This window comes from Arthrobacter sp. PAMC 25486 (assembly GCF_000785535.1).
Classification (GTDB): domain Bacteria; phylum Actinomycetota; class Actinomycetes; order Actinomycetales; family Micrococcaceae; genus Specibacter.
The window spans coordinates 2,534,637-2,554,589 of the sequence record NZ_CP007595.1; the positions used below are offsets into that span (position 1 = coordinate 2,534,637).

A 19,953-nucleotide genomic window follows, 5' to 3' on the forward strand; every position below is an offset into this window, starting at 1 on the left:
GTCAGCTCGTGCCCGTCCCGGCTGGCAGCGCAGGGAGCACGGCGCTGCGCGGCGTGAAGTCCGCGGCCGGCTCGTTCATGAAGTCGAAGGTGGCCGGCGGCCCATCCATGGCGGAGCCGTGGTCCATACCGGGCATGCCCGCATCCGAGCCGCCGGTGTCCGCACCGCCAGAGTCGGCGCCGGCGGCCGGCGGCGCGCCCACAGCCACGATGCTCAACACCATGCCCTGTTGTCTGTGCCCCACCACCGAGCACCAACCCGCCACATCGGCACCGACCACACCCACGTCAACCACGGTGCGTTCCCCCGGATATAGCCGCCCGGAATCCGCCCCGAGCTCCGTCACCAGGTCATGCACCATGTTGTCCTCGTTGACGAGGTTGATGACCAGCTTGTTGCCGGCCGGAACCTGAACCTTGTCCGGATGGAAGCGCATGTTTTTCATCGTCATGTCCACTGTGGTCGTCTCACCCGTGGCCACGACACCGGTGGCCGCGCCGGCCTGGTTCTGCCATTCCAGCGCTGACGGATCGGCCAGCACCCCTGCCGCAATGACAAGTACGACGACGGCCAGTCCCGCAGCTGCCATGCCCAGCCTTTTGCGGGGGGCCGTGTCATACCCCGCTGCCGCCGTTCCGCTATCAAGGGCGCCGCGGCCGTCAGCCACCGGGCCGGGCACTGCCCGGGCATCCCTGCTGAACAAGGCCATCCCCAGTAGCGGCAGGAACCAGGCCAGTCCAATCAACACCAGAAAGGTGGTCCCCACCCGCACGATACTGGGCACCGGGAGGAGCGACACCAGCAGGCCCACATTTATCAGGACCACACGGAACCACGCCGCCCTGTCCAAAATGGCCGTCCGGCGCTTGAGAACAGCCGGGCCGCCTCCCAGCACCACGGGCACTAGGTACGTCAGTGCTCCGCCCAGGACCTGGGCCACGAATCCAGCGGCAAGCACGGGGACCACCACCTCGATCCCGCGGTGCAGCCCTTCCCAGTTTGGGGCGGCCAGGGCGAGAATGAGCAGCCACACCAGCGCCACCAGCAACCAGGCCAGGGCCGCAACGGCGGACAGCGACGCAAAGCTGACGGGCACCTTGGCACGCACAACCTTGGCCAGCGGAATGCAAATATATATCACTGCAGATATATACACGAGCAGCCCTAGAACACTCAGGACCATGACTCCCGCGGCTGCGCCTCCGGCAATGGCCAGCACGCCGACCAACAAGGGAACGGCTCCGTGGCGCGCAACAGTTTCGGCACCGTCTGCAACCCTTGTGCGCAGCATGGTGGGCAGCAGCGTCATCAAGGTGCCCAACACGCTCAGCCCCACAAACCCCAGCACATTCACACTCATGTGGACCAGAAGCAGGCGGGTGTGCAGTTCGCCGCCCGGCCCGGCCGCCAGCGCCGCGCCCACGCCGGCACCCACCGGCAGCAGCAGGCAGGCGGAAACGTAGTACCAAACCGTGGGACCGAAACGGGACGCCAGCGCCTTCCGCGCCCGCAGCCCCAGGACCACCGCATGCCACGCCACCACCAGCCCGACGCCGATGCTGCCCGCAAGCACCAAAACCCAGACGTCGGCAACCATCCCGGCCACCACCGTCACAACGGCCGCGTTGAGCAGGACGAGGCGGGCAATCATGAGGCGGTTGTCCGGCGTCGGGCCCCTCAACAGGGCCTGCGCGAAGTGCCAGCTCCACACGAGAATCGAGTTGGTCACGGCACCCAACAGCAGCAGGTGGACCATGAGCCAGCCGGAGACGGGAATGTTGCGGTGGAACAACACCACAACGACAAGGGCGACGAGCCAAAAAACGGCGGGCGCATTGGCCCGCATATGCCAGCCCGCCCGGTTCATGGGCGTCTTGCCGGCGGGGACAACCGGGGGTGCGGAACCGATTTTCATGCTTGACCCTTCCGCGCCCGGGTGGCCTGCCAAATTGCCATGGCGGCAAACATCAGGATTGCAATGACGTTCAGGACGCCGCCGGTCACCCACGCGCCATGGCTCCCGGCGCCGTCGCCAATGCCCAGGCGGACTGCCAGCGAAAGGTGCAGCAGCCCGGCAGGCAGCCAGAATCCCGGGGTGTACGGCAGCGGTTTGCGCAGCACAGCGGGGAGGATGACGGGGGCGTGGGCCATGATCATGGAGATGGTGAAACCCAGGAACACTGCGTGGATGGCGACATCGTAGGCGCCTCCGGTCAGCGGGCGATCATGCAGGGCAAGCACGACGCCGGCAATTGCCAACCAGCCGTAGCCCGCCAGGAGGCATGCGGCAATGTAGCGCGGCAGGCCTTGGGAGCGGATGGTTTTGCGGGCGGCGTCGTAGACCACTAGCCAGCCCACCAGCGCCAGCAGGGTGAGCCCGAACAGCGGATAGCCTGCGCCCGGCCACAGCAGCGTTGCCGCGGCAGCGGCCAGGAGGGTGAAACTTGCCGCCAGCAGCAGAGGCTCGGCCTTTGGACTGCTGATACCGATGCGGGCAAGTTCCAGCCGCTCGCCCGCAATGGTCAGCACCACGAATGCGACCAGGAACGGCAGGAGAACGGGGATGCTTGGCACGCGCAGCCACAGGGCGGCCGCGGCGACGGCGCTGACTGCGCCGAGGAATTGGATGAGCACCACGTTGTCGTATTGGCGTCGCCATAGTGGGATGTAGACAAGTGTCATGGCGATGGTTCCGGCCAGCATGACGGTCTTCCCGATCAAGAGGTCCAGGGGCGAAATGAGCAGCAATCCGGCGATGCCGAGGAGTGCCGGGGACGCGTAACCTAGAGCCTTGTTCAGGGCCACGGAACGTTCAAGGGCGATGACCGTGCCCACAAAACTGAGCACCAACAGCATTCCGTGCACCTGGGGAAAGCGGTCAATCTTTAGCGGCGCATCGGCACCGAGGAGCTGCAATCCGGCGTTCAGCCCAATCAACAGCGCCGCACCGGCCGGCAGCATGAACAACATCCGGAAGGCCGGTTTGCGAAGGACGCCACCCTTGCGCCTCGTCTGGAGTTTTTGCCCGGACAGCTGATGGGGATGCGGAGTGGGTGTGGACTTGGCTTCCGGGGCGCCGCTCATGGGGTTCCGCTGCCGGCGCCGGGCAGGAGCAGCGTGCAATATCCAGGACCGGCGAAGGGCAGCAGTTCCACGTCCCGTTCCGGCAGGCCGCTGCCTGAGAGCAGTTCCTTCGCCAGGCCCAGGTGCACGGCACACACAACCTCAGGGTTCGCCCGGGCCGCTTCCACAATGGGGCAGGTGGTAAGCGTCAGCTCGGTGGCATCGCGGTTTCCCTGCACGCCAAAGCCGGCCTGGCCCAGCGCAGTGACCACGCGGGTGCGTGCGGCTTTGCCGGCCGAGCCGGTCGGCGCAGCCGAGCTGGCAGGCGCTGCCGGAGAAACGCCGGCGCTGCCTTGCCGGGGCAGAGTGCCACCGACCTTTGCGCCTCCGCAGGCAACGGGCAGGGCCCTGGCCCAGGTGCGGCCGGCGTCTTCACCTTCAGCCGCAGGGTTGTCGCTGTTCGCGGCGAGGTGTTGCGCCAAGGCGGCGGCCAGGGCGGCGTAGCCAACAGGTCCCGCGGGCGTGGCTGCGGCCTCGTACAGCCACGCGGGCCGACCCCGCCCTTCCTTGGGTGCTGCAGTCTTTGTGGCGTGGCCATCACCCACCAGGGCTTCGAGATGTTCCCTGACAGTGTTGGCATGTTGGCCGGTCTCGGTTGCCAGTTGCTCCACGCTCAGAGTGCCAGCCACTTGCCGCAGGCGTGCAAGCACCGCCGCACGGGCCTTGGAGATGGGCGCGACGGCTTCTACCAGTCCGGGCTTCGGGCCATAAGGCGCAGTTGTGACGGTTTTATTTTCCACGGTATTAAGTGTAGTAATATACTCGCAGAATCTCCATTCCCATCGAGATCGTGGCACTTCGAAAGGTTTCCCCGTGAATAATCTTGTTCTTGCCTCCTCATCCACAGAGGCTGCTTCCCTGGAAGAAGCCCGCGCCCGGCTGGCAGAATCTGCCGGAACACTGGGCACCCTGTGCAACAACCTGGCGGTCGCAGCCGGCAACTCCAGTGCTGGTGAACTTGTCCAGGCGGACCAGGGTGCACTGGTTGATTTCGCCGAACAAGAGCTGATCCCCCTCGCCACTGCACTGGCCGGCGCGTTCCCGCATGCAGCGGCCTTCACTGAGACACATCTCCTGGCCACGGTTGCGGCCGGGCACAATGAGCGGATTGTGGCCGCCGCCAAGGCCCTGGAAGTCCAGGAATCACCCATCGAGGTGGTCCAGGCAAGTGGCCGCCTGCTGGAAGCGGCCACAGCCTTCATCTCCCAGGCAACCGAGCTGGTCCTGCCCGCATTGGCCCAGAACCCGGCAGTCTCACTGGCCGACGTGCTGCCCAAGCGCAGCACAGAGGAGGCCGGGGCAATTGCGGAAAGTCAGGCTCCGGCGTCGGGCGGCTGCGCCTGCGGCGGACACGACGAGCCGGGCCTCTCCGAGCTGGACACCCGGGTCATCCCCCATGCGATCCGCCACGCCACCATCTTCGGCGCGCTGGAGGGGCTGAACACCGGCAAGGGCATTTTGCTGATCGCCAACCACAACCCGCTGCCGCTGCTGGCCCAGTTGGATCAGCGCTCCCCCGGCAAGTTTGCCGTGGCCTACGTTGAGGACGGCCCGGAGCTGTGGAAGCTGAGCATGGTCCGCAACTGATCCCCACCGACCGGCCGGGCAAATCGCTGGCGCGATTGCTCCGGAACCTGGTCGGCGTGGGCCCATCAACGAAAAAATGACACCGATCCCGCTTTCTGATGCCGATATCTCGGTGTCAGAAAGCGGGATCGGTGCCATTTCCCGTTGCCCCAGTGCTACTGGGTGCCCGTGGGGACTACAGCGCAGCCTCGATCGCGGCCGCGGCCAACGGGTCGGAGTCATTCAGGAACGTGGCAATCCGTGCGGCCTCATCGGCCTCACCGATGGCGCCCGCGGCACGTCCCAGCGCGTAGAGCGCGCGCAGGAACCCGCGGTTGCCCTCGTGCGAGTACGGAACCGGGCCGGTGCCGCGCCAGCCGTTGCGGCGGAGCGAGTCCAGGCCGCGATGGTAGCCGGTGCGCGCGTACGCGTAGGACTCGATGGTGCGGCCTTCGGCATATGCCTCGTCGGCCAAGATGGCCCACAAAAGCGAGGACGTGGGATGGGGCGCAGCCAAGTCAACAGCTTCGTCCCCTGCGTCCAGGCGCGCCTGGACATCCACCTCGGCCGGGAGCAGTGTGGGCTCCGGGCCGAGTAGGTTCCTGCGGAAATCGTCGCTCATGTTATTTGAACGTTGTGCCGGCGGAGCCGAGCTGCTGGGCGGCTTCAACAACGCGTGCGGCCAGGCCCTTTTCGGCCGAGGCGCCCCAGACGCGGGGGTCATAGGTCTTCTTGTTGCCAACGTCGCCGTCGACCTTCAGGACACCGTTGTAGTTGGTGAACATGTGGTCAACCACGGGACGCGTGTAGGCGTACTGTGTGTCGGTGTCGATGTTCATCTTGATGACACCGTAGGAGACAGCGTCGGAGATTTCCTGCTCGGAGGAGCCGGAGCCGCCGTGGAAGACCAGGTCGAACGGGTTTTCCTTGCCGATCTTGGCGCCAACGGCAGCCTGGATTTCCTTCAGGATCTCCGGGCGCAGCTTGACGTTGCCAGCCTTGTAGATGCCGTGCACGTTGCCGAAGGTCAGCGCGGTGATGTAGCGGCCGTGCTCGCCTGAGCCCAGCGCTGCAACCGTTGCCAAGCCGTCTTCGATGGTGGAGTACAGCTTGTCGTTGATGGCGTTTTCGACGCCGTCTTCCTCGCCGCCAACAGCACCGATCTCAACTTCAAGGATCATCTTGGCTGCGTGCGTGCGGGCCAGCAGTTCGCGGCCGATGCGCAGGTTTTCTTCGAGGGTCTCAGCGGAGCCGTCCCACATGTGCGAGTTGAAGATGGGGTCGCGGCCGGCCTTCACCTCAGCCTCGGAGGCTGCCAGCAGGGGCAGTACAAAGCCGTCCAACTTGTCCTTGGGGCAGTGGTCAGTGTGCAGGGCCACGTTGATGGGGTAGTTCTTGGCCACTTCGCGGGCGAATGCTGCGAAGCCCAAGGAACCGGCCACCATGTCCTTCACACTGGCGCCGGACCAGTAGGCGCCGCCACCGGTGGAGACCTGGATGATGCCGTCGGTTCCGGCGTCGGCAAAGCCCTGGAGGGTTGCGTTAAGTGTCTGTGAGGAAGTCACGTTGACCGCCGGGTAGGCGAAGCCGCCAGCCTTGGCGCGGTCGATCATTTCGGCATACTTGTCCGGTGTTGCGATGGGCATGAAAAGCTCCTCTGGGCTGAACGGTACTAAGAGTCTGGCAACAGGCCAGCTCCGGCATGACTTCTCCCATCTTAGCGAGTGCGCCCAAAGTCTCGAAGAAGATGAAGATTCCGCCCAGCTTTTGGACTTTTCCCATGCCCGACGCCGGACCCCTCCTTAAGCGCCCGGCCCGCCTGCCGCCCCTCCCGGACTGGGTGGGACCGGCCTCTACCCCACGCGCTGGTTGAACACGTGCCGGCGGATCCACGCGTGCATGGCGATGCCGGCCGCAGAAGCCGCGTTGATGGAGCGGGTGGAGCCGAACTGCTCGATGGACAGCGTGGTTTCCGCGGCGGCGTGCACCTCATCGCTGAGACCCGGGCCTTCCTGGCCAAATACGAACACACAGTTTCGGGGCAGCTCGTACGTTTCCAGCTGCTCGGAGTCGGGGAAGATGTCGATGCCGATGATCGCCAAACCTTCGCCCTTCGCCCAGGAGACAAAGTCCTCAACGGTAGGGTGGTGGCGGACGTGCTGGTAGCGGTCGGTGACCATGGCGCCGCGCTTGTTCCACCGCCGTCGTCCGATGATGTGCACTTCCTTGGCCAGGAACGCGTTGGCGGTGCGCACCACGGTGCCGATGTTCATGTCGTGTTGCCAGTTTTCAATGGCGACGTGGAAGTCGTGGCGGCGCGTGTCCAGCTCGGCAACAATCGCGTCCATGGACCAGTAGCGGTATTCGTCCAGGACGTTGCGGCGGTCGCCATTGGCCAGCAGCTCAGGATCCCAGTACTCGCCTTCGGGCAGCTCGCCCTCCCACGGGCCCACCCCCACTTCGTGGTGCAATTCCGGAAATTCGGGTGCGTCGGGGGCTTCAGGGACTGTGTTCTCACCGGTTTTGCTCACCGTTCAACTTTACGCACAAGTGTGGGCACTTCCGAGCTGCGGCGAATTTCTGCAAGACTGAAGTCCTGACCAGCAACCCAAGGAGCGCCATGAGCACACAAAACGATCGCCAGCCCACAGACATTGAATGCTGGCTCACCGACATGGACGGCGTTCTTGTCCACGAAAACAAGGCCGTCCCCGGCGCCGCCGAACTGATCCAGCGTTGGGTTGACACCTCCAGGCGATTCCTGGTGCTGACCAATAACTCCATCTTCACCCCGCGCGACCTCGCCGCCCGGCTCAGGGCATCCGGGCTGGAAATCCCCGAGGAAAACCTGTGGACCTCGGCCCTGGCCACAGCCCAGTTCCTGAAGTCGCAGATGCCGCATGGGCGTGCCTTTGTCATTGGCGAGGCCGGACTAACGACCGCGTTGCACGAGGCCGGCTTCATCCTCACCGACCAGAAGCCCGACTATGTGGTCCTCGGCGAGACCCGCACCTACTCCTTCGAGGCCATCACCCGGGCCATCCGCTTGATCGGCGACGGCGCACGTTTCATCTGCACTAACCCTGACGCCACCGGCCCGTCGAGCGAGGGCCCGCTGCCGGCCACGGGTGCCGTCGCCGCCCTGATCACCAAGGCCACCGGCCGTGAGCCATACATTGTGGGCAAGCCCAATCCCATGATGTTCCGCTCCGCCATGAATCGGATCCAGGCGCATTCGGAGACCACGGCCATGATCGGGGACCGCATGGACACCGACATCATCGCGGGCATGGAGGCCGGGCTGCACACGGTCCTGGTGTACACCGGCATCACCCAGCCAGCGGACGTTGATGCGTACCCGTTCCGTCCGGACCAGACCTTGAACTCCGTGGCTGACCTGCTCGACCACCTGTAAACGGCTTGCCGCGGAGGCCAACCTCCGCGGCTTTCCAAGCACCAGAAAAGGAAGTGCGCTACGTCCACCACGAGGCTGCTGCAGCTTGACGACGCCGAAGAGTTGACCAGGCTTTTGCGCCAAAACCGTGAGTTCCTGCGCCCGTGGGACCCGGTGCGGCCCGACGAGTTTTTCACGGTCCCCAAGCAGCGTGAGATTGCCCGCGCCGCCTTGGACGCGTACGACGGCGGAACCATGGTTCCGCTGGTTATCCTCACCCGGGAGGGTGGCTTGGCCGGGCGGCTCAACCTGAATGGGATTATCGGGGGCGCCCTTGAATCGGCCGCGCTGGGCTACTGGGTCGGCGAGGCGGAGAACGGTGCGGGGCTGGCAACGGCCGCCGTGGCCGACGCCGTTGCACTGGCGGCCGGGGACCTCGGCCTGCACCGGCTGCAGGCGGAGACGCTGGTGCACAATGCGGGCTCGCAAAGGGTGCTGGAGAAGAACGGCTTCACCCGTTACGGCCTGGCTCCCAAGTACCTGAAGATTGCTGGACGTTGGCAGGACCACGTCATGTTCCAGCGGATCCTGGAGTCCTGACCCGGGGCCCTCCAAGGGGCACCCGGGCGGAGCCTTTAAGCGCCCAGTTGCCCGCCCGACGCTTCCAAATAGCAGTTTCCGCAGAGCGATTCGTACCAGACGTCGGCACCGTCGATGGCGACCTGCTCGCCGTCGAACACTATCTGGTCACCGACGCGGCGGGTGTTGAACATGGCCTTGCGTCCGCAGCGGCAGATGGTTTTCAGCTCTTCGAGGGAGTGCGCAATTTCCATCAACCGGGCGGCGCCGGGGAAGGCGCGGGTGCGGAAATCGGTGCGCAGCCCGTAGGCCAGGACGGGAACGCCGTCCAGGCCGGCGATGCGGAACAGGTCATCGACCTGGGCGGGGTCCAGGAACTGGGCCTCGTCGACCAGCAGGCAGGCGACCGGCGCCAGGTCCACGTGCTTGAGCAGCGCGTCGGGGTCGTCGCCGCACCGTCGCTGTCCACCATGACATCCAAGGCGATTGACCTGCTCAAGGACGGCAAGAAGGGCTTCTTCCTGCAGGTTGAGGGCGCCAGCATCAACAAGTAGGACCATGCCGCCAACCCCTGTGGCCAGATTGCCGAGACAGTCGACCTGGACGAGGCCGTCACCGCGGACCTGGATTTTGCCAAGGCAGACGGAAACACCCTGGTGGTTGTCACTGCCGACCACGCCCACAGCAGCCAGATCGTCTATCCCGGCTCCACCACGCCCGGTCTGACCGACCAGACGGACTTGTTCTTCACGGTCACCAACACGCTGGCCCTGGATCCGGCCGCCGTCCTTCCCCTTTCGACGCCGTCGGCCGGTTTCCTTGTGCGACGCCGCGCCCGCGCCTCACAGGCGTTGCACTAGGGCTCACGGAATATTTATGGTTCGTCAGTGTCCGGTATCGGACGCTGCGATCGGCTCAGGCTGGTAATGCGGGGCCAGTTCCGGATGGTGTAATTCCAGTGCGGGGCGCTCGGACCGGATGCGCGGCAGGGAGGTGAAGTTGTGGCGCGGGGGCGGGCAGGATGTTGCCCATTCCAGTGAGGCGCCGAAGCCCCAGGGGTCGTCCACTGCAACCTTCTTGCCACTGCGCCAGGTGATGTACACGTTCCAGAGCCACGGAATCATGGACGCACCGAGCACGATTGACCCGATGGTGGAGAACTGGTTCATCCAGGTGAAGTTGTCTTCGATCATGTAGTCGGCGTAGCGGCGGGGCATGCCCAGGACACCGAGCCAGTGTTGGATCAGGAACGTTGCCTGAAACCCGAGGAACAGCATCCAGAAGTGGATCTTGCCGAGGCGCTCGTTGAGCATCTTGCCGGTGAACTTGGGCCACCAGAAGTAGAAGCCTGCGAACATGGCGAACACGACCGTGCCGAAGACCACGTAGTGGAAGTGGGCCACCACGAAGTAGGTGTCCGTGACATGGAAGTCCAGCGGCGGGGAGGCCAGGATGACGCCGGTCAAACCACCGAACAGGAAGGTGACGAGGAAGCCAAGGCTCCACAGCATGGGGGTTTCAAACGTCAGGGACCCCCGCCACATGGTGCCGATCCAGTTGAAGAACTTCACGCCGGTAGGCACCGCGATCAGCATGGACATGAATGAGAAGAATGGCAGTGCGACCTGGCCGGTGGCGTACATGTGGTGTGCCCACACGGTCGCGGACAGGGCTGCAATGGAGATGGTGGCGAAGATCAGGCCCTTGTAGCCGAAGATCGGTTTGCGGCTGAAGACCGGGAAAATCTCTGAGACTATGCCGAAGAACGGCAGGGCGATGATGTATACCTCGGGGTGGCCGAAGAACCAGAACAGGTGCTGCCACAGCATGACTCCACCGCTTTCCGCATCGAAGATATGGGCTCCGAAGCGCCGATCAGCACCGAGGGCGAACAGGGCGGCCGCCAAGGGCGGGAATGCCATGAGGACCAGGATGGCCGTGAGGAGGGTGTTCCAGGTGAAGACCGGCATCCGCCACATGGTCATGCCGGGGGCACGCAGGCAGATGATGGTGGTGACGAAATTGACGGAACCAAGAATGGTTCCGAAACCGCTCAACGCTAGGCCAAACACCCATAAATCTCCACCAACACCGGGGGTAAAGGTGGTGTTGTTCAAGGGAGCATACGCAAACCAGCCGAATGAGGCGGCACCCTGCGGCGTGACGAACCCGGCCAGCGTAATGACGCCACCGAAAAGGTAGAACCAGTACGCGAGTGCGTTGAGCCGCGGGAACGCGACGTCGGGGGCGCCGATCTGCAGCGGCATGATGACGTTGGCGAAGCCGGCGAACAGCGGCGTTGCGAACAGAAGCAGCATGATGGTGCCGTGCATGGTGAACAGCTGGTTGTACTGGTCCTTTGTTTGCAGGATTTGCATGCCGGGTTCAAAGAGTTCCGCACGCATGATCAGCGCCATGACGCCGCCGACGCAGAAGAAGAGGAACGCTGTGATCAAGTACAGGTGCCCGATGATTTTGTGGTCTGTGGAGGTGAACCAGTTGACCACAATACGGCCCTTGGAGACGGGCGCGGTGCGGGAACCCGTGGAGATTGACGTTTCTGCGGTGGAATACGGATAGGCCATGATTCCCCTAAGATCAGCATCCGACCACGGCGCAGGAATTCAATCTTCTACGCGCATGGGCGTCGATTGCATCTAAGTCTAGGTGGCCAAAGATGAAAGGACAACGACTCAGTCTCCCGGAGGCATTGCTTTGAGGCACCAAGCCCATCGATGAAACCCGCTATTTTGGGCGAGCCCCAGGACCGGTTGAGGGCCCTGCCCCAACGTCTTACGCCAGGAGCTTGCCGCCCGAGGCTTCGAGGTAGCAGTTGCCGCAGAGCGATTCGTACCAGACGTCGGCGCCGTCGATGGCGACCTGGTCGCCGTCGAACACTATCTGGTCACCAACGCGGCGGGTGTTGAACATGGCCTTGCGCCCGCAGCGGCAGATGGTTTTCAGCTCTTCGAGGGAGTGCGCGATTTCCAGCAGGCGGGCGGCGCCGGGGAAGGCGCGGGTGCGGAAGTCGGTGCGGAGGCCGTACGCCAGGACCGGGACGCCGTCGAGGACGGCGATGCGGAACAGGTCATCGACCTGGGCGGGGTCCAGGAACTGGGCCTCGTCGACCAGCAGGCAGGCGACCGGCGCCAGGTCCACGTGCTTGAGCAGCGCGTCGGGGTCGTCGCCGCGCACCTGCGTGGCAAACAATTCCCGGGCGTCGGCGCCGGGCGGGATGACAAAGTCAACCTCGCGGCTCACGCCCAGGCGGGAAACGACGGAACTCTCACCCTTGGTGTCCACGCCGGGCTTCGCCAACAGCACCCGCTGGCCGCGTTCCTCATAGTTGAACGCTGCCTGCAGCAAGCCGGTTGACTTGCCGGAATTCATGGCACCATGGCGGAAATACAGCTTCGACAAGACGGACCTTTCAGGGGAATTGGGGCGTGGCTGGGCCCCCGCGCCCGAGGGCCCCGAACCGAGCTTGCGAGAAAGGGGGGCGTGGGTGGGCCCACACTTGCCAGGTTCCCAATAAATCGCGTCAGCGATTTAGTGGGAGGGCGCGGTGATTAGTCCAGGCCGAGCTCGTCCTTGCCGAACACAAACAGGTACGGCACGTTGGCTTCGGCCTCGATGCGTTCCTTCGCGCCCGTGTCGCGGTCGACGATGACGGCCACGGCCTGGATGTTGCCGCCTGCCTTGCGCACGCCTTCAACAGCGGCCAGCGCCGATCCGCCGGTGGTGGAGGTGTCCTCGAGGACAACAACCTTGCGTCCGTCAACGCTGGGGCCCTCAACCTGGCGGCCCATGCCGTAGGACTTCTGCGCCTTGCGGACAACGAACGCGTCGATGCTGCGGCCGGCATCGCCTGCCGCATGCATCAGTGCCGTGCCGACCGGGTCTGCACCCATGGTCAGGCCGCCGGCGGTCTCAAACTCGATTCCGGCGTCGTCCAGCATGGCCAGCATGACGCGGCCGGCCAGGCGGGAGGCCTCGTGGTGGAGGGTGATGCGGCGCAGGTCGATGTAGTAGTCGGCCTCCTTGCCGGAGGACAAAATTACCTTGCCGCGAACAACGGCGAGTTCCTTGACGAGTTCGAGCAGGCGGGCGCGGTCAGCGGCGAGAGTGGAAGTCATGGGTTCCATTCTAACGGCGGCCGCGGACGCCCCTGCCCCGTGCCACGTCTCCCAAAGTACGACGGCGGCCGGAACGTTTCGCGCCCACGAGCGGCGCCTCCCGCCGTCGTACTTTGGTCTCAAAACTCCGCCGAGATTTGAGATGACGCCCTCCGGCGCAGGGTTACCTGTCGGTGCCCTGCCGCCCGATGCATTGTAGGAGCCCGAGTTCGTTGCGTTGCGGCAGCCCTTCCCAATCGCCGGCGGTACTGACGGCAAACGCACCAAGAAGCGCCCCACGCTGCAACCGCGCTGGGACGCCTTCGCCGTCCAGCATCGCGGACAGGTAGCCGGCAACAAAGGCGTCGCCCGCCCCAACGGTGTCAATGACGGTCACGGGCACGGCGTCGACGTGGTGGTGGCCGTCCGCTGTCCAGGCCGAAGCCCCGCCGGCACCCAACTTGACCACGACCTCCCGGACGCCGGATTCCAGGAGCCCCGCTGCCATGGCCTCCACCGTTGCGCCCAGTGCGCGGACACCCGAGGTGCCGGTGCAGACCATGTCCAGTTCGTCGTCGGACGCGGTGATGATGGTAGCGTGCCTGGCCACGCGGCGCAGCACCTCCCTCGCCTCTTCCCGGGACCACAACTTGCTGCGGAAATTCACGTCAAGGGACACCTCCATGCCGAGCCCGGCAGCCTCCTCCGCTGCGTGGGTGAACACTTCACGGGCTGCGTCGGACAGGGCAGGGGTGATGCCCGTCAGGTGCAGCACCCGCGCCCCGTCGGCGAGCGCCGCTGCAATGTCGGCACGGCTGATGCGGGAACCGGCCGAACCCGCACGGTAATAAAACGCACGCCCAACATCCTGGGTCCGCTGTTCCAGGAGCATCACCCCGGTGGGCCTGAGGGCATCCCTCCCCAGCCGGACATCCACGGCTTCGGCCCGCAACGCCCGGGCAATGAAGTCGCCGTGCGGGTCCATGCCCACCCGCCCGACCCACCGCACGGCATGGCCGAGGCGGGCGAGGCCGATGACAACGTTGGATTCCGCGCCGGCCGCATGCATGCTGAGCTGCCCACCCTGGGAAAGGGGCCCCGTTGAACGCAGCGAGACCATGGTTTCGCCAAACGTCAGCACCTCCACGGCTGCCATGCGTCCCTCAGCCTGCATGGCGGGCATGGTTGGCTGCACGGCGCACATAGTCCCGGGCGCGGGAGCGCATGGCGTCCAGGTCGCCCCCGGACGAGGCAGCATCCCCCACCAGGGGGCTGCCGGGCCCGACGGCGGCGGCACCGGCGTCCCAATAACCGACGGCCTCGTCGACACCAACACCACCAACGGCGACCAGGTGGACCTGCGGGAACGGGTCGAGCAGCGCCTTGATGTACCGGGGGCCGCCAATGAAGGCGGGAAACAGCTTGATCATGGAGGCGCCCCGCTGCATGCCTTCGTGCACGTCGCTCGGAGTCAGGGCACCGGCGAGCACCGGGAGTCCACGGCGGACGGCTTCGTGAATGGAGTCGGCCAGTGCAGGGGTGACAATGAACTGCGCCCCGGCTGCTTCGACGTCCTTGAGGTCTTGGATACTCAGCACGGTCCCTGCCCCCACTTGGACACCCGGGGGCGCGTCCGCCCGGACGGCGGCAATGACGTCCGCGGCTTGCGGAGTTGTCATCGCCACCTCGACGTAGCGAAAGCCCTCCTCCAACAGGGCCAGTGCTGCGGCCGTCGCGGCACTGCTGCTGGTGCCGCGCACTATCGCCACCAGCTTGGCAGCCCGCACCCCGGCAATGAATTCCTGTGGTGTCTGTATCATTTCTGCCTCACCATTCCGCAAAGGAGCCGTCGGGGTGCCGCCAGACGGGGCCGCGCCAGGCGTGCCCGCGTTTGTCGGCTTCCCGCACCGCACGCTCGTCGACTTCGATGCCCAGTCCGGGCCCGAGCAGCCTCTCAAAATGGCCGTCAACGAATTTCAGCGGCTCCTTGTCCACCACATAGTCCAGCACTTCCGCCCCCAAGTTGTAGTGGATGCCGATGCTTTGTTCCTGAATCAGGAAGTTCGGTGTGGCAAAGCCCAGCTGCAGGCAGGCGGCGAGCGCCAGCGGACCCAGCGGGCAGTGCGGGGCCAGCTGCACGTCGTAGATCTCTGCCAGTGAGGCAATCTTGCGTGTCTCGGTGATTCCGCCGGCATGTGAGAGATCGGGCTGTGCCACGGCAATGCCGGCCTGCAGGGCGGGCAGGAACTCCTGCCGGTTGTACAGCCGCTCCCCCGTGGAGACCGGGATGGTGGTGCTGGAGGTGAATTCCCGCAGCAGGTGCGTGTTTTCCGGCACCACCGGCTCCTCTAGGAAGAACGGCCGGTAGGGCTCCAGCAGCGGCGCAACCTTGCGGGCGTTGGCGAGGGTGAAGCGGCCATGGAAGTCCACCGCCACGTCCCGGTGCTCACCCAGAACCTCGCGGGCGGCAGCCACCCGGCGAACCACGCCGTCGATCTCGGCAACCGTGCCAAGCGGCGACATGCGGCCGCTGGCGTTCATTTTCACCGCGGTCAACCCCACCTCCAGCTGCGCGGCTATCGAGTCGGCAACCTCGTTGGGTTCGTCACCGCCCACCCAGCCGTAGGCGCGGATCCGGTCCCGGACGTGCCCGCCCAGCAGCTGGTGGACAGGGGTGTTGAAGTGCTTGCCGGCAATGTCCCACAGGGCCTGGTCCAGACCGGAAACGGCACTGGCGAGAATGGGTCCGCCACGATAGAAGGACCCCTTGGTCATGACCTGCCAGTGGTCCTCGATGCGCAGCGCATCGGCACCGAGCAGGATCTCGGAGAGTTGTTCGACGGCGGTGCGCACGGTTTCGCTGCGACCCTCACACGTTGCCTCCCCCCACCCCACAATGCCCTCCGCCGTTTCAATGCGGACAAACAGCCAGCGAGGGGGGACCATGAACGTTTCGATCCGGACGATGCGGTTTTTGATTTCCCGCTCGGTCATTTAATGGCACCCGCCGTCATGCCGGACACAATGTACTTTTGGGTGAACAGGGCGATGACCATGATGGGCACCGTGACAACCGTGGCTGCCGCCATCAGCCCACCCCAGTCGATGCTGGCGTAGGAGACGAAGTCGAAGATCGCCACCGGAAGCGTTTTGGTCCTGGCCCCGGAGAGCACCAGCGCAAACATGAAGTTGTTCCACGAGAAGATGAAGGACAGGATCCCAGCCGTTGCCATGCCACCGATGGAAAGCGGCAGGGTGATGTGGGCGAAGGCGCCAATGGGCGTCAGCCCATCCACCTGGGCGGATTCCTCCAGTTCCAGCGGCATGGAATCAAAGTAGCTCATCATGATGTAGACGATCAGTGGCAGCGCAACGAACATGTGGCTCAGGATCAGCACGCTGAACCCGCCCACCATGCGCAAGTTGGAGAACACGTAGTACCAGGGCACCAGCAAGGTGATGCCCGGGATGACCCTGGCCATCAACACCACCAGCGCCGAACGGTGCATGGTGAACCGGCTCATGGCGTAGGCGGCCGGAACGCCGAGCACCAATGACAGGACTGTGGAGACAAAGGCGACCCAAAAACTGTTGAAGATGAAGACAAAGTAGTTGTTGCGCGTCAGGACATTGACATAATTTTCAAAGGTGGGCACAAAGATGAACGTCTTCGTCGGATCGTAGATGTCCACGTTCGTCTTCAGTGACGAGGCCACCAGCCAGGCCAACGGCGCCAGCAGGGCGAGCACCACAATGGTGAGAGCGGCGACCCTGAACCAGCTATATGCCCGTACACCGGCCGGCTTGCGGCGCTGTTTGATTGCGTGCTCAGACATTCAGTCCTGTCCTTTCCTGCGCCTGGTCAAAATCCACATGAAGCCGATGATGATCAGGAAGAAGATGATGAGCACCGCGGAGGAGAGCCCATATTCGTTGTAGTCAAAGCTCAGCCCGTAGGCGTACACGTTCAGCGTCTCCACCTCGTGGAAGGAGCCGCCGCCCTTGCCCTTGGTGGCGTACAGGATGTCGAAGGTTTTCAGTGCGTCGATGCTGCGCAGCAGGATGGCAACAATGACGGTGGCTTTCAACAGCGGCAGCGTCACCAAAAAGAAGCGCTGCCAGGCATTCGCGCCGTCAACGCGGGCTGCCTCGTCTGTTTCCTCCGGCAGGGACGTCAATCCGGCGAGCAGGATCAGCACCACCATGGGGGTCCACTGCCAGATGTCCATGAAGATGGTGGTTGGCAGCGCCGTGGCCTGCCCGGAAAGCCAGGGCTGCGGGGGAATGCCCACCCAAGACAGCATCTGGTTGGCAAAACCCATGTTCGGGTCAAAAATCAACCGCCACATCATGCCGACGGCAACAGGCGTGGCCACAAGCGGCAGCAGGATGGCAACCCGCACCCATTTCTCGCCGCGGAACGGGCGCCACAACAGCAGTGCAATGATCATGCCCAGCACCATTTCCACGGCCAAGGCCGTGAATGTGAAGTACACGGTCCGGCCCACGGCCGGCCAGAACCGGTCGAAGTCGGAAAGCACAGTCAGGTAATTGCCAATGCCGATGAAGTCAGCGGGCGCCCGGACCGAGCCGCGCGAGTCTGTCAGGCTGAGGTAGACGGTCCAGACGAGCGGAAAGACGATCAGCAGGCCCACGAAAATCATGGCGGGGGCGGCAAAGAGCCATTTTCGGTGCTTGTTGGCCCAAACGGAGAATGGTCGGGACGGTGCAACTGTTCTCGGGGCCTGTTGGATTTTTACGGATGCAGACATGGTTCACCTAAGAAAATAGTCAGGGCTGGCAGTGCCACGGCGGTGCGGGTGCGGCGGCTGAGGACATTCCCGCACCCGCCGCACCGCGCCAACCGCCTACTTGTCGCTCTCCAGGAACTTCGCGAATTCCTCGTTGGCCTTTGTGGCGGCCGCTGCGGAATCTCCGCCGGTGATGGCGGTGACAATCGGTTCGCCAACGATTTCGCGGGCCTTGCCCACGGCGATCACGAGCGGCCGGTCGTGCCCAATGCCGTGCTCGGCACTGTAGGTGATCGCCTCGGCCAGGTCCTTCGGGTACGTACTGGTGCCTTCCGGGTTCGCCCAGACGGAGGCGCGAGGTCCGGGCACGCCGGCTTTTTGGGCTTCCAAGGTGCGGGTCTTCGAGGTGGCCCACTCGATGAACTTCCAGGCATTATCTTGGTTCTTGGACGCCTCATTGATGCCCAGACCCCATGAAGGGACGTTGTATGGTTTGGAACCTGCCGGACCCGCCGGCAGGGCAGCAAAACCGACAGAGTCGGCCACCTTGGACTTCGCGGTGTCCATCGCGTTTTGGTACAGGGAGTCCGCCTCCGTATAGAACGCAGCATTGCCCTGTGTGAAGATGGCCATGGCCTCCGGCCAGCTCATGTCCGTGCTGACGTTTGCTGGCCCGTACTTGTTGAGCAGCCCGCCATAAAACGCGTACGCGGCCTTGGCTTCTGGGGTGTCGACCGTGGCCTTGCCGGACTCATCCATGAAGTCGCCGCCGAAGCTGTACAAGAAGCTGGAGAACTGAGTAACGGCCGCGGACTTGTTGGTCCGGGCCACAAAGCCGGCCACACCCTCGTTGTCCTCCGAGATCTTCTTCGCCGCGGCTTCCAGTTCTTCCATGGTCTTCGGCACGGCAATGCCGGCGGCTTCCAGGAGGTCCTTGCGGTAGTAGAGGACCTCACGCTCGGTGATGATGGGAACGCCCACAACCTTCTTTTCAAAGGTGGTTGCCGAGACCGGCCCCGATTGGAAGTCTTTCCAGTCCCAGTCGGCATCGGAGGTGACGTGGTCCGTCAAATCCGCCAGGTAACCGTTTCGGGCGAAGGACTTGCCCTCCTGCAGTGGACGGTACATCATCACGTCAATTTCATCCGTGCCCGCATTGAGCTTGACGTTGTATTGGTCCGACAGCTGGTCCTCACCCAACTGGGTCAGTTCGACCTTGAGGCCGGACTCCTTTTCAAATTCGGGGATGGCGGCTTTAATGCCGTCCGTCCACACGTGATTTGCCAGCGTGACACGCACAGTGCCCGAGGCTTTCGCATCATTGCCGCTACACGCAGCAACACCAAAGGGGGCAACTACAGCCACAGCCAGCAGCTGCAAAACAGAGCGTCGCTTCATTACGACTTCCTTTTCAATTAGGCCGAAACCAAGGCTCAAACAGTTGGACGGCACCCAAACACATATGCCATATTTGTGAGATTAGTCTCATAAGGCATACTTATCAATAGTCGAGACCAGATCGGTATGATGCATCCATGACCGCCACCCCAAACCCCGAGGCACCTGCCGGCAGCCCGCGGGAGTACCTCCATGCCACGTTGGTGGACAACCTTGGCCTGGCAGTGGTGACCGGGCAGCTAGCTCCCCACGCGGTGCTAAGTATCGAGGAACTCGAGGCCCGCTATGGGGTGTCCCGGTCCGTCATCAGGGAAGTCATCCGGGTGCTGTCATCGTTGGGGCTGCTCGCCTCACGCCGCCGGCTGGGCACCGTGGTCCAGCCGCGATCCGCATGGAACTTGTACGATCCACACATCATCCGATGGCGACTGGCCTCCGAGAGCCGGCTGGAACAGCTGCGCAGCCTCAGCGAGCTGCGATCCGCCGTTGAACCGATGGCCGCAAAACTGGCGGCCATTCGGGCGAGCTTTACCGCCGCGAGCGACCTTGTGTCCTTGTCTGCACAGATGTGGGCCGCGGGCCATGCATCAGACATGGACACATTTCTCAGGCTGGACGTACTCTTTCATGACCACCTGCTGGAAGCGTCCGGAAACGAAATGTTTGCCCAGCTCAACTCGCTGGTGACAGAAGTCCTGAAGGGCCGGATCGAGCACGGTCTGATGCCCCACAGCCCCAACGCCAAGGCCATGCAATTCCATGTCGATGTTGCCAGCGCCATCCAGCGGCGCGACGGCGAGGCCGCCCACGCCGCCATGACAAGGATCGTTGACCAGTCCATGGTCGAAATGGCTGTCATCTGGGCCAAGGACCATGGAACATCCAGGGACATGCAATAACGACTCTGGAGAATCCCCCGTCCCTGTGCAGCCCCGGTCCGGGAGGTGCATCAGTAGGGCACCGAAAACGGGGATATTTTGCACCGTTTCGCCGAGATGTGCGATGAGGCCCTCCGGCGCAGGGTTAC

Annotated in this window: 20 protein-coding genes and 2 pseudogenes; 6 read left to right on the forward strand and 16 right to left on the reverse strand. The window is 64.1% G+C overall.

Annotated elements, in window-relative coordinates; translation table 11 throughout:
• Position 1: 1 nt before the first annotated feature.
• The 3 genes from art_RS11615 to art_RS11625 are packed head-to-tail and all read right to left on the reverse strand — an operon-like array spanning position 2 to position 3,863.
• Positions 2–1,915, reverse strand: a complete 1,914-nt coding sequence (locus tag art_RS11615; RefSeq protein ID WP_253901335.1) for a cupredoxin domain-containing protein — start codon at positions 1,913–1,915, stop codon at positions 2–4.
• Positions 1,912–3,084, reverse strand: a complete 1,173-nt coding sequence (locus art_RS11620; protein WP_253901336.1) for a hypothetical protein — start codon at positions 3,082–3,084, stop codon at positions 1,912–1,914. Before art_RS11620 ends, art_RS11615 begins: the two co-directional genes overlap by 4 nt.
• Complete coding sequence (locus tag art_RS11625) at positions 3,081–3,863, reverse strand: metalloregulator ArsR/SmtB family transcription factor (protein ID WP_052136341.1); 783 nt, start codon at positions 3,861–3,863, stop codon at positions 3,081–3,083. The genes art_RS11620 and art_RS11625 overlap by 4 nt, the downstream gene beginning before the upstream one ends.
• A 73-nt stretch (positions 3,864–3,936) precedes the next feature.
• On the opposite strand from art_RS11625, the gene art_RS22965 reads away from it, so the two are divergent.
• Positions 3,937–4,710 carry a DUF2249 domain-containing protein gene (locus tag art_RS22965; RefSeq protein WP_253901337.1) on the forward strand — a complete coding sequence of 258 codons (774 nt, stop codon included), beginning with the start codon at positions 3,937–3,939 and terminating at the stop codon, positions 4,708–4,710.
• A gap of 175 nt (positions 4,711–4,885) precedes the next feature.
• Here art_RS22965 and art_RS11635 read toward each other — a convergent pair whose 3' ends face one another.
• The 3 genes from art_RS11635 to art_RS11645 all read right to left on the reverse strand — a co-directional run bounded on the left by art_RS11635 (position 4,886) and on the right by art_RS11645 (position 7,160).
• On the reverse strand, positions 4,886–5,311 hold the full coding sequence (locus tag art_RS11635) for a DUF3151 domain-containing protein (protein ID WP_038465118.1): 426 nt from the start codon (positions 5,309–5,311) through the stop codon (positions 4,886–4,888).
• 1 nt (position 5,312) lies between these two features.
• A complete protein-coding gene (fbaA, locus tag art_RS11640) occupies positions 5,313–6,335 on the reverse strand; it encodes a class II fructose-bisphosphate aldolase (RefSeq protein ID WP_038465120.1) in 1,023 nt (340 codons plus the stop codon).
• Positions 6,336–6,542: 207 nt separating this feature from the next.
• Positions 6,543–7,160 (reverse strand): RNA methyltransferase, encoded by a 618-nt coding sequence (locus tag art_RS11645; RefSeq protein ID WP_052136957.1) that lies wholly within the window; start codon positions 7,158–7,160, stop codon positions 6,543–6,545.
• A 149-nt stretch (positions 7,161–7,309) separates the two neighbouring features.
• Between art_RS11645 and art_RS11650 the strand changes: the two genes are divergently transcribed.
• The gene (locus art_RS11650) at positions 7,310–8,104 is read left to right on the forward strand and encodes an HAD-IIA family hydrolase (protein WP_038465124.1); all 795 of its coding nucleotides are present in this window, start codon (positions 7,310–7,312) and stop codon (positions 8,102–8,104) included.
• A 78-nt stretch (positions 8,105–8,182) separates the two neighbouring features.
• Positions 8,183–8,683 carry a GNAT family N-acetyltransferase gene (locus art_RS11655; protein ID WP_301537965.1) on the forward strand — a complete coding sequence of 167 codons (501 nt, stop codon included), beginning with the start codon at positions 8,183–8,185 and terminating at the stop codon, positions 8,681–8,683.
• Positions 8,684–8,718: 35 nt separating this feature from the next.
• Here the strand turns inward: art_RS11655 and art_RS11660 are convergent.
• Positions 8,719–9,114 (reverse strand): annotated as a pseudogene (locus tag art_RS11660) (thymidine kinase); the annotation flags it as partial.
• 18 nt (positions 9,115–9,132) lie between these two features.
• On the opposite strand from art_RS11660, the pseudogene art_RS22970 reads away from it, so the two are divergent.
• Both art_RS22970 and art_RS22975 read left to right on the forward strand, forming a co-directional pair.
• Positions 9,133–9,300, forward strand: a pseudogene (locus tag art_RS22970) (alkaline phosphatase); the annotation flags it as partial.
• An 18-nt stretch (positions 9,301–9,318) separates the two neighbouring features.
• Positions 9,319–9,522, forward strand: a complete 204-nt coding sequence (locus tag art_RS22975; protein ID WP_038465128.1) for a hypothetical protein — start codon at positions 9,319–9,321, stop codon at positions 9,520–9,522.
• Positions 9,523–9,546: 24 nt separating this feature from the next.
• Here the strand turns inward: art_RS22975 and ctaD are convergent, their stop codons facing one another.
• The 9 genes from ctaD to art_RS11710 all read right to left on the reverse strand — a co-directional run bounded on the left by ctaD (position 9,547) and on the right by art_RS11710 (position 18,926).
• On the reverse strand, positions 9,547–11,247 hold the full coding sequence (ctaD, locus tag art_RS11670; RefSeq protein WP_052136342.1) for a cytochrome c oxidase subunit I: 1,701 nt from the start codon (positions 11,245–11,247) through the stop codon (positions 9,547–9,549).
• A gap of 208 nt (positions 11,248–11,455) precedes the next feature.
• Positions 11,456–12,082, reverse strand: a complete 627-nt coding sequence (locus art_RS11675) for a thymidine kinase (RefSeq protein ID WP_038465130.1) — start codon at positions 12,080–12,082, stop codon at positions 11,456–11,458.
• Between the two features lie 149 nt (positions 12,083–12,231).
• Complete coding sequence (gene pyrE / locus art_RS11680) at positions 12,232–12,798, reverse strand: orotate phosphoribosyltransferase (RefSeq protein WP_038465132.1); 567 nt, start codon at positions 12,796–12,798, stop codon at positions 12,232–12,234.
• Positions 12,799–12,961: 163 nt separating this feature from the next.
• Positions 12,962–13,951: a sugar kinase gene (locus art_RS11685; protein WP_253901339.1), complete on the reverse strand. Its 990-nt coding sequence runs from the start codon at positions 13,949–13,951 to the stop codon at positions 12,962–12,964.
• Complete coding sequence (locus art_RS11690; protein ID WP_038465134.1) at positions 13,941–14,597, reverse strand: bifunctional 4-hydroxy-2-oxoglutarate aldolase/2-dehydro-3-deoxy-phosphogluconate aldolase; 657 nt, start codon at positions 14,595–14,597, stop codon at positions 13,941–13,943. Before art_RS11690 ends, art_RS11685 begins: the two co-directional genes overlap by 11 nt.
• Positions 14,598–14,604: 7 nt before the next feature.
• Positions 14,605–15,771: a galactonate dehydratase gene (dgoD, locus tag art_RS11695; protein WP_038465136.1), complete on the reverse strand. Its 1,167-nt coding sequence runs from the start codon at positions 15,769–15,771 to the stop codon at positions 14,605–14,607.
• Positions 15,768–16,613 (reverse strand): carbohydrate ABC transporter permease, encoded by an 846-nt coding sequence (locus art_RS11700; protein ID WP_052136343.1) that lies wholly within the window; start codon positions 16,611–16,613, stop codon positions 15,768–15,770. The genes dgoD and art_RS11700 overlap by 4 nt, the downstream gene beginning before the upstream one ends.
• Positions 16,614–17,549, reverse strand: coding sequence for a carbohydrate ABC transporter permease (locus art_RS11705; RefSeq protein ID WP_082000260.1), 936 nt, complete (start codon positions 17,547–17,549; stop codon positions 16,614–16,616).
• A 96-nt stretch (positions 17,550–17,645) separates the two neighbouring features.
• The gene (locus art_RS11710; protein WP_038465140.1) at positions 17,646–18,926 is read right to left on the reverse strand and encodes a sugar ABC transporter substrate-binding protein; all 1,281 of its coding nucleotides are present in this window, start codon (positions 18,924–18,926) and stop codon (positions 17,646–17,648) included.
• 137 nt (positions 18,927–19,063) lie between these two features.
• Between art_RS11710 and art_RS11715 the strand changes: the two genes are divergently transcribed.
• Positions 19,064–19,825, forward strand: coding sequence for a FadR/GntR family transcriptional regulator (locus tag art_RS11715; RefSeq protein WP_052136345.1), 762 nt, complete (start codon positions 19,064–19,066; stop codon positions 19,823–19,825).
• The last annotated feature ends 128 nt before the right edge of the window (positions 19,826–19,953 follow it).

Bases quoted from the DNA above. Each gene is read 5' to 3' on its own strand.
- art_RS11615 (WP_253901335.1), bottom strand. From the start codon at position 1,915: ATGAAAATCGGTTCCGCACCCCCGGTTGTCCCCGCCGGCAAGACGCCC.
- art_RS11620 (WP_253901336.1), bottom strand. From the start codon at position 3,084: ATGAGCGGCGCCCCGGAAGCCAAGTCCACACCCACTCCGCATCCCCAT.
- art_RS11635 (WP_038465118.1), bottom strand. From the start codon at position 5,311: ATGAGCGACGATTTCCGCAGGAACCTACTCGGCCCGGAGCCCACACTG.
- fbaA (WP_038465120.1), bottom strand. From the start codon at position 6,335: ATGCCCATCGCAACACCGGACAAGTATGCCGAAATGATCGACCGCGCC.
- art_RS11650 (WP_038465124.1), top strand. From the start codon at position 7,310: ATGAGCACACAAAACGATCGCCAGCCCACAGACATTGAATGCTGGCTC.
- ctaD (WP_052136342.1), bottom strand. From the start codon at position 11,247: ATGGCCTATCCGTATTCCACCGCAGAAACGTCAATCTCCACGGGTTCC.
- pyrE (WP_038465132.1), bottom strand. From the start codon at position 12,798: ATGACTTCCACTCTCGCCGCTGACCGCGCCCGCCTGCTCGAACTCGTC.
- art_RS11685 (WP_253901339.1), bottom strand. From the start codon at position 13,951: ATGCAGGCTGAGGGACGCATGGCAGCCGTGGAGGTGCTGACGTTTGGC.
- art_RS11690 (WP_038465134.1), bottom strand. From the start codon at position 14,597: ATGATACAGACACCACAGGAATTCATTGCCGGGGTGCGGGCTGCCAAG.
- dgoD (WP_038465136.1), bottom strand. From the start codon at position 15,771: ATGACCGAGCGGGAAATCAAAAACCGCATCGTCCGGATCGAAACGTTC.
- art_RS11700 (WP_052136343.1), bottom strand. From the start codon at position 16,613: ATGTCTGAGCACGCAATCAAACAGCGCCGCAAGCCGGCCGGTGTACGG.
- art_RS11705 (WP_082000260.1), bottom strand. From the start codon at position 17,549: ATGTCTGCATCCGTAAAAATCCAACAGGCCCCGAGAACAGTTGCACCG.
- art_RS11710 (WP_038465140.1), bottom strand. From the start codon at position 18,926: ATGAAGCGACGCTCTGTTTTGCAGCTGCTGGCTGTGGCTGTAGTTGCC.
- art_RS11715 (WP_052136345.1), top strand. From the start codon at position 19,064: ATGACCGCCACCCCAAACCCCGAGGCACCTGCCGGCAGCCCGCGGGAG.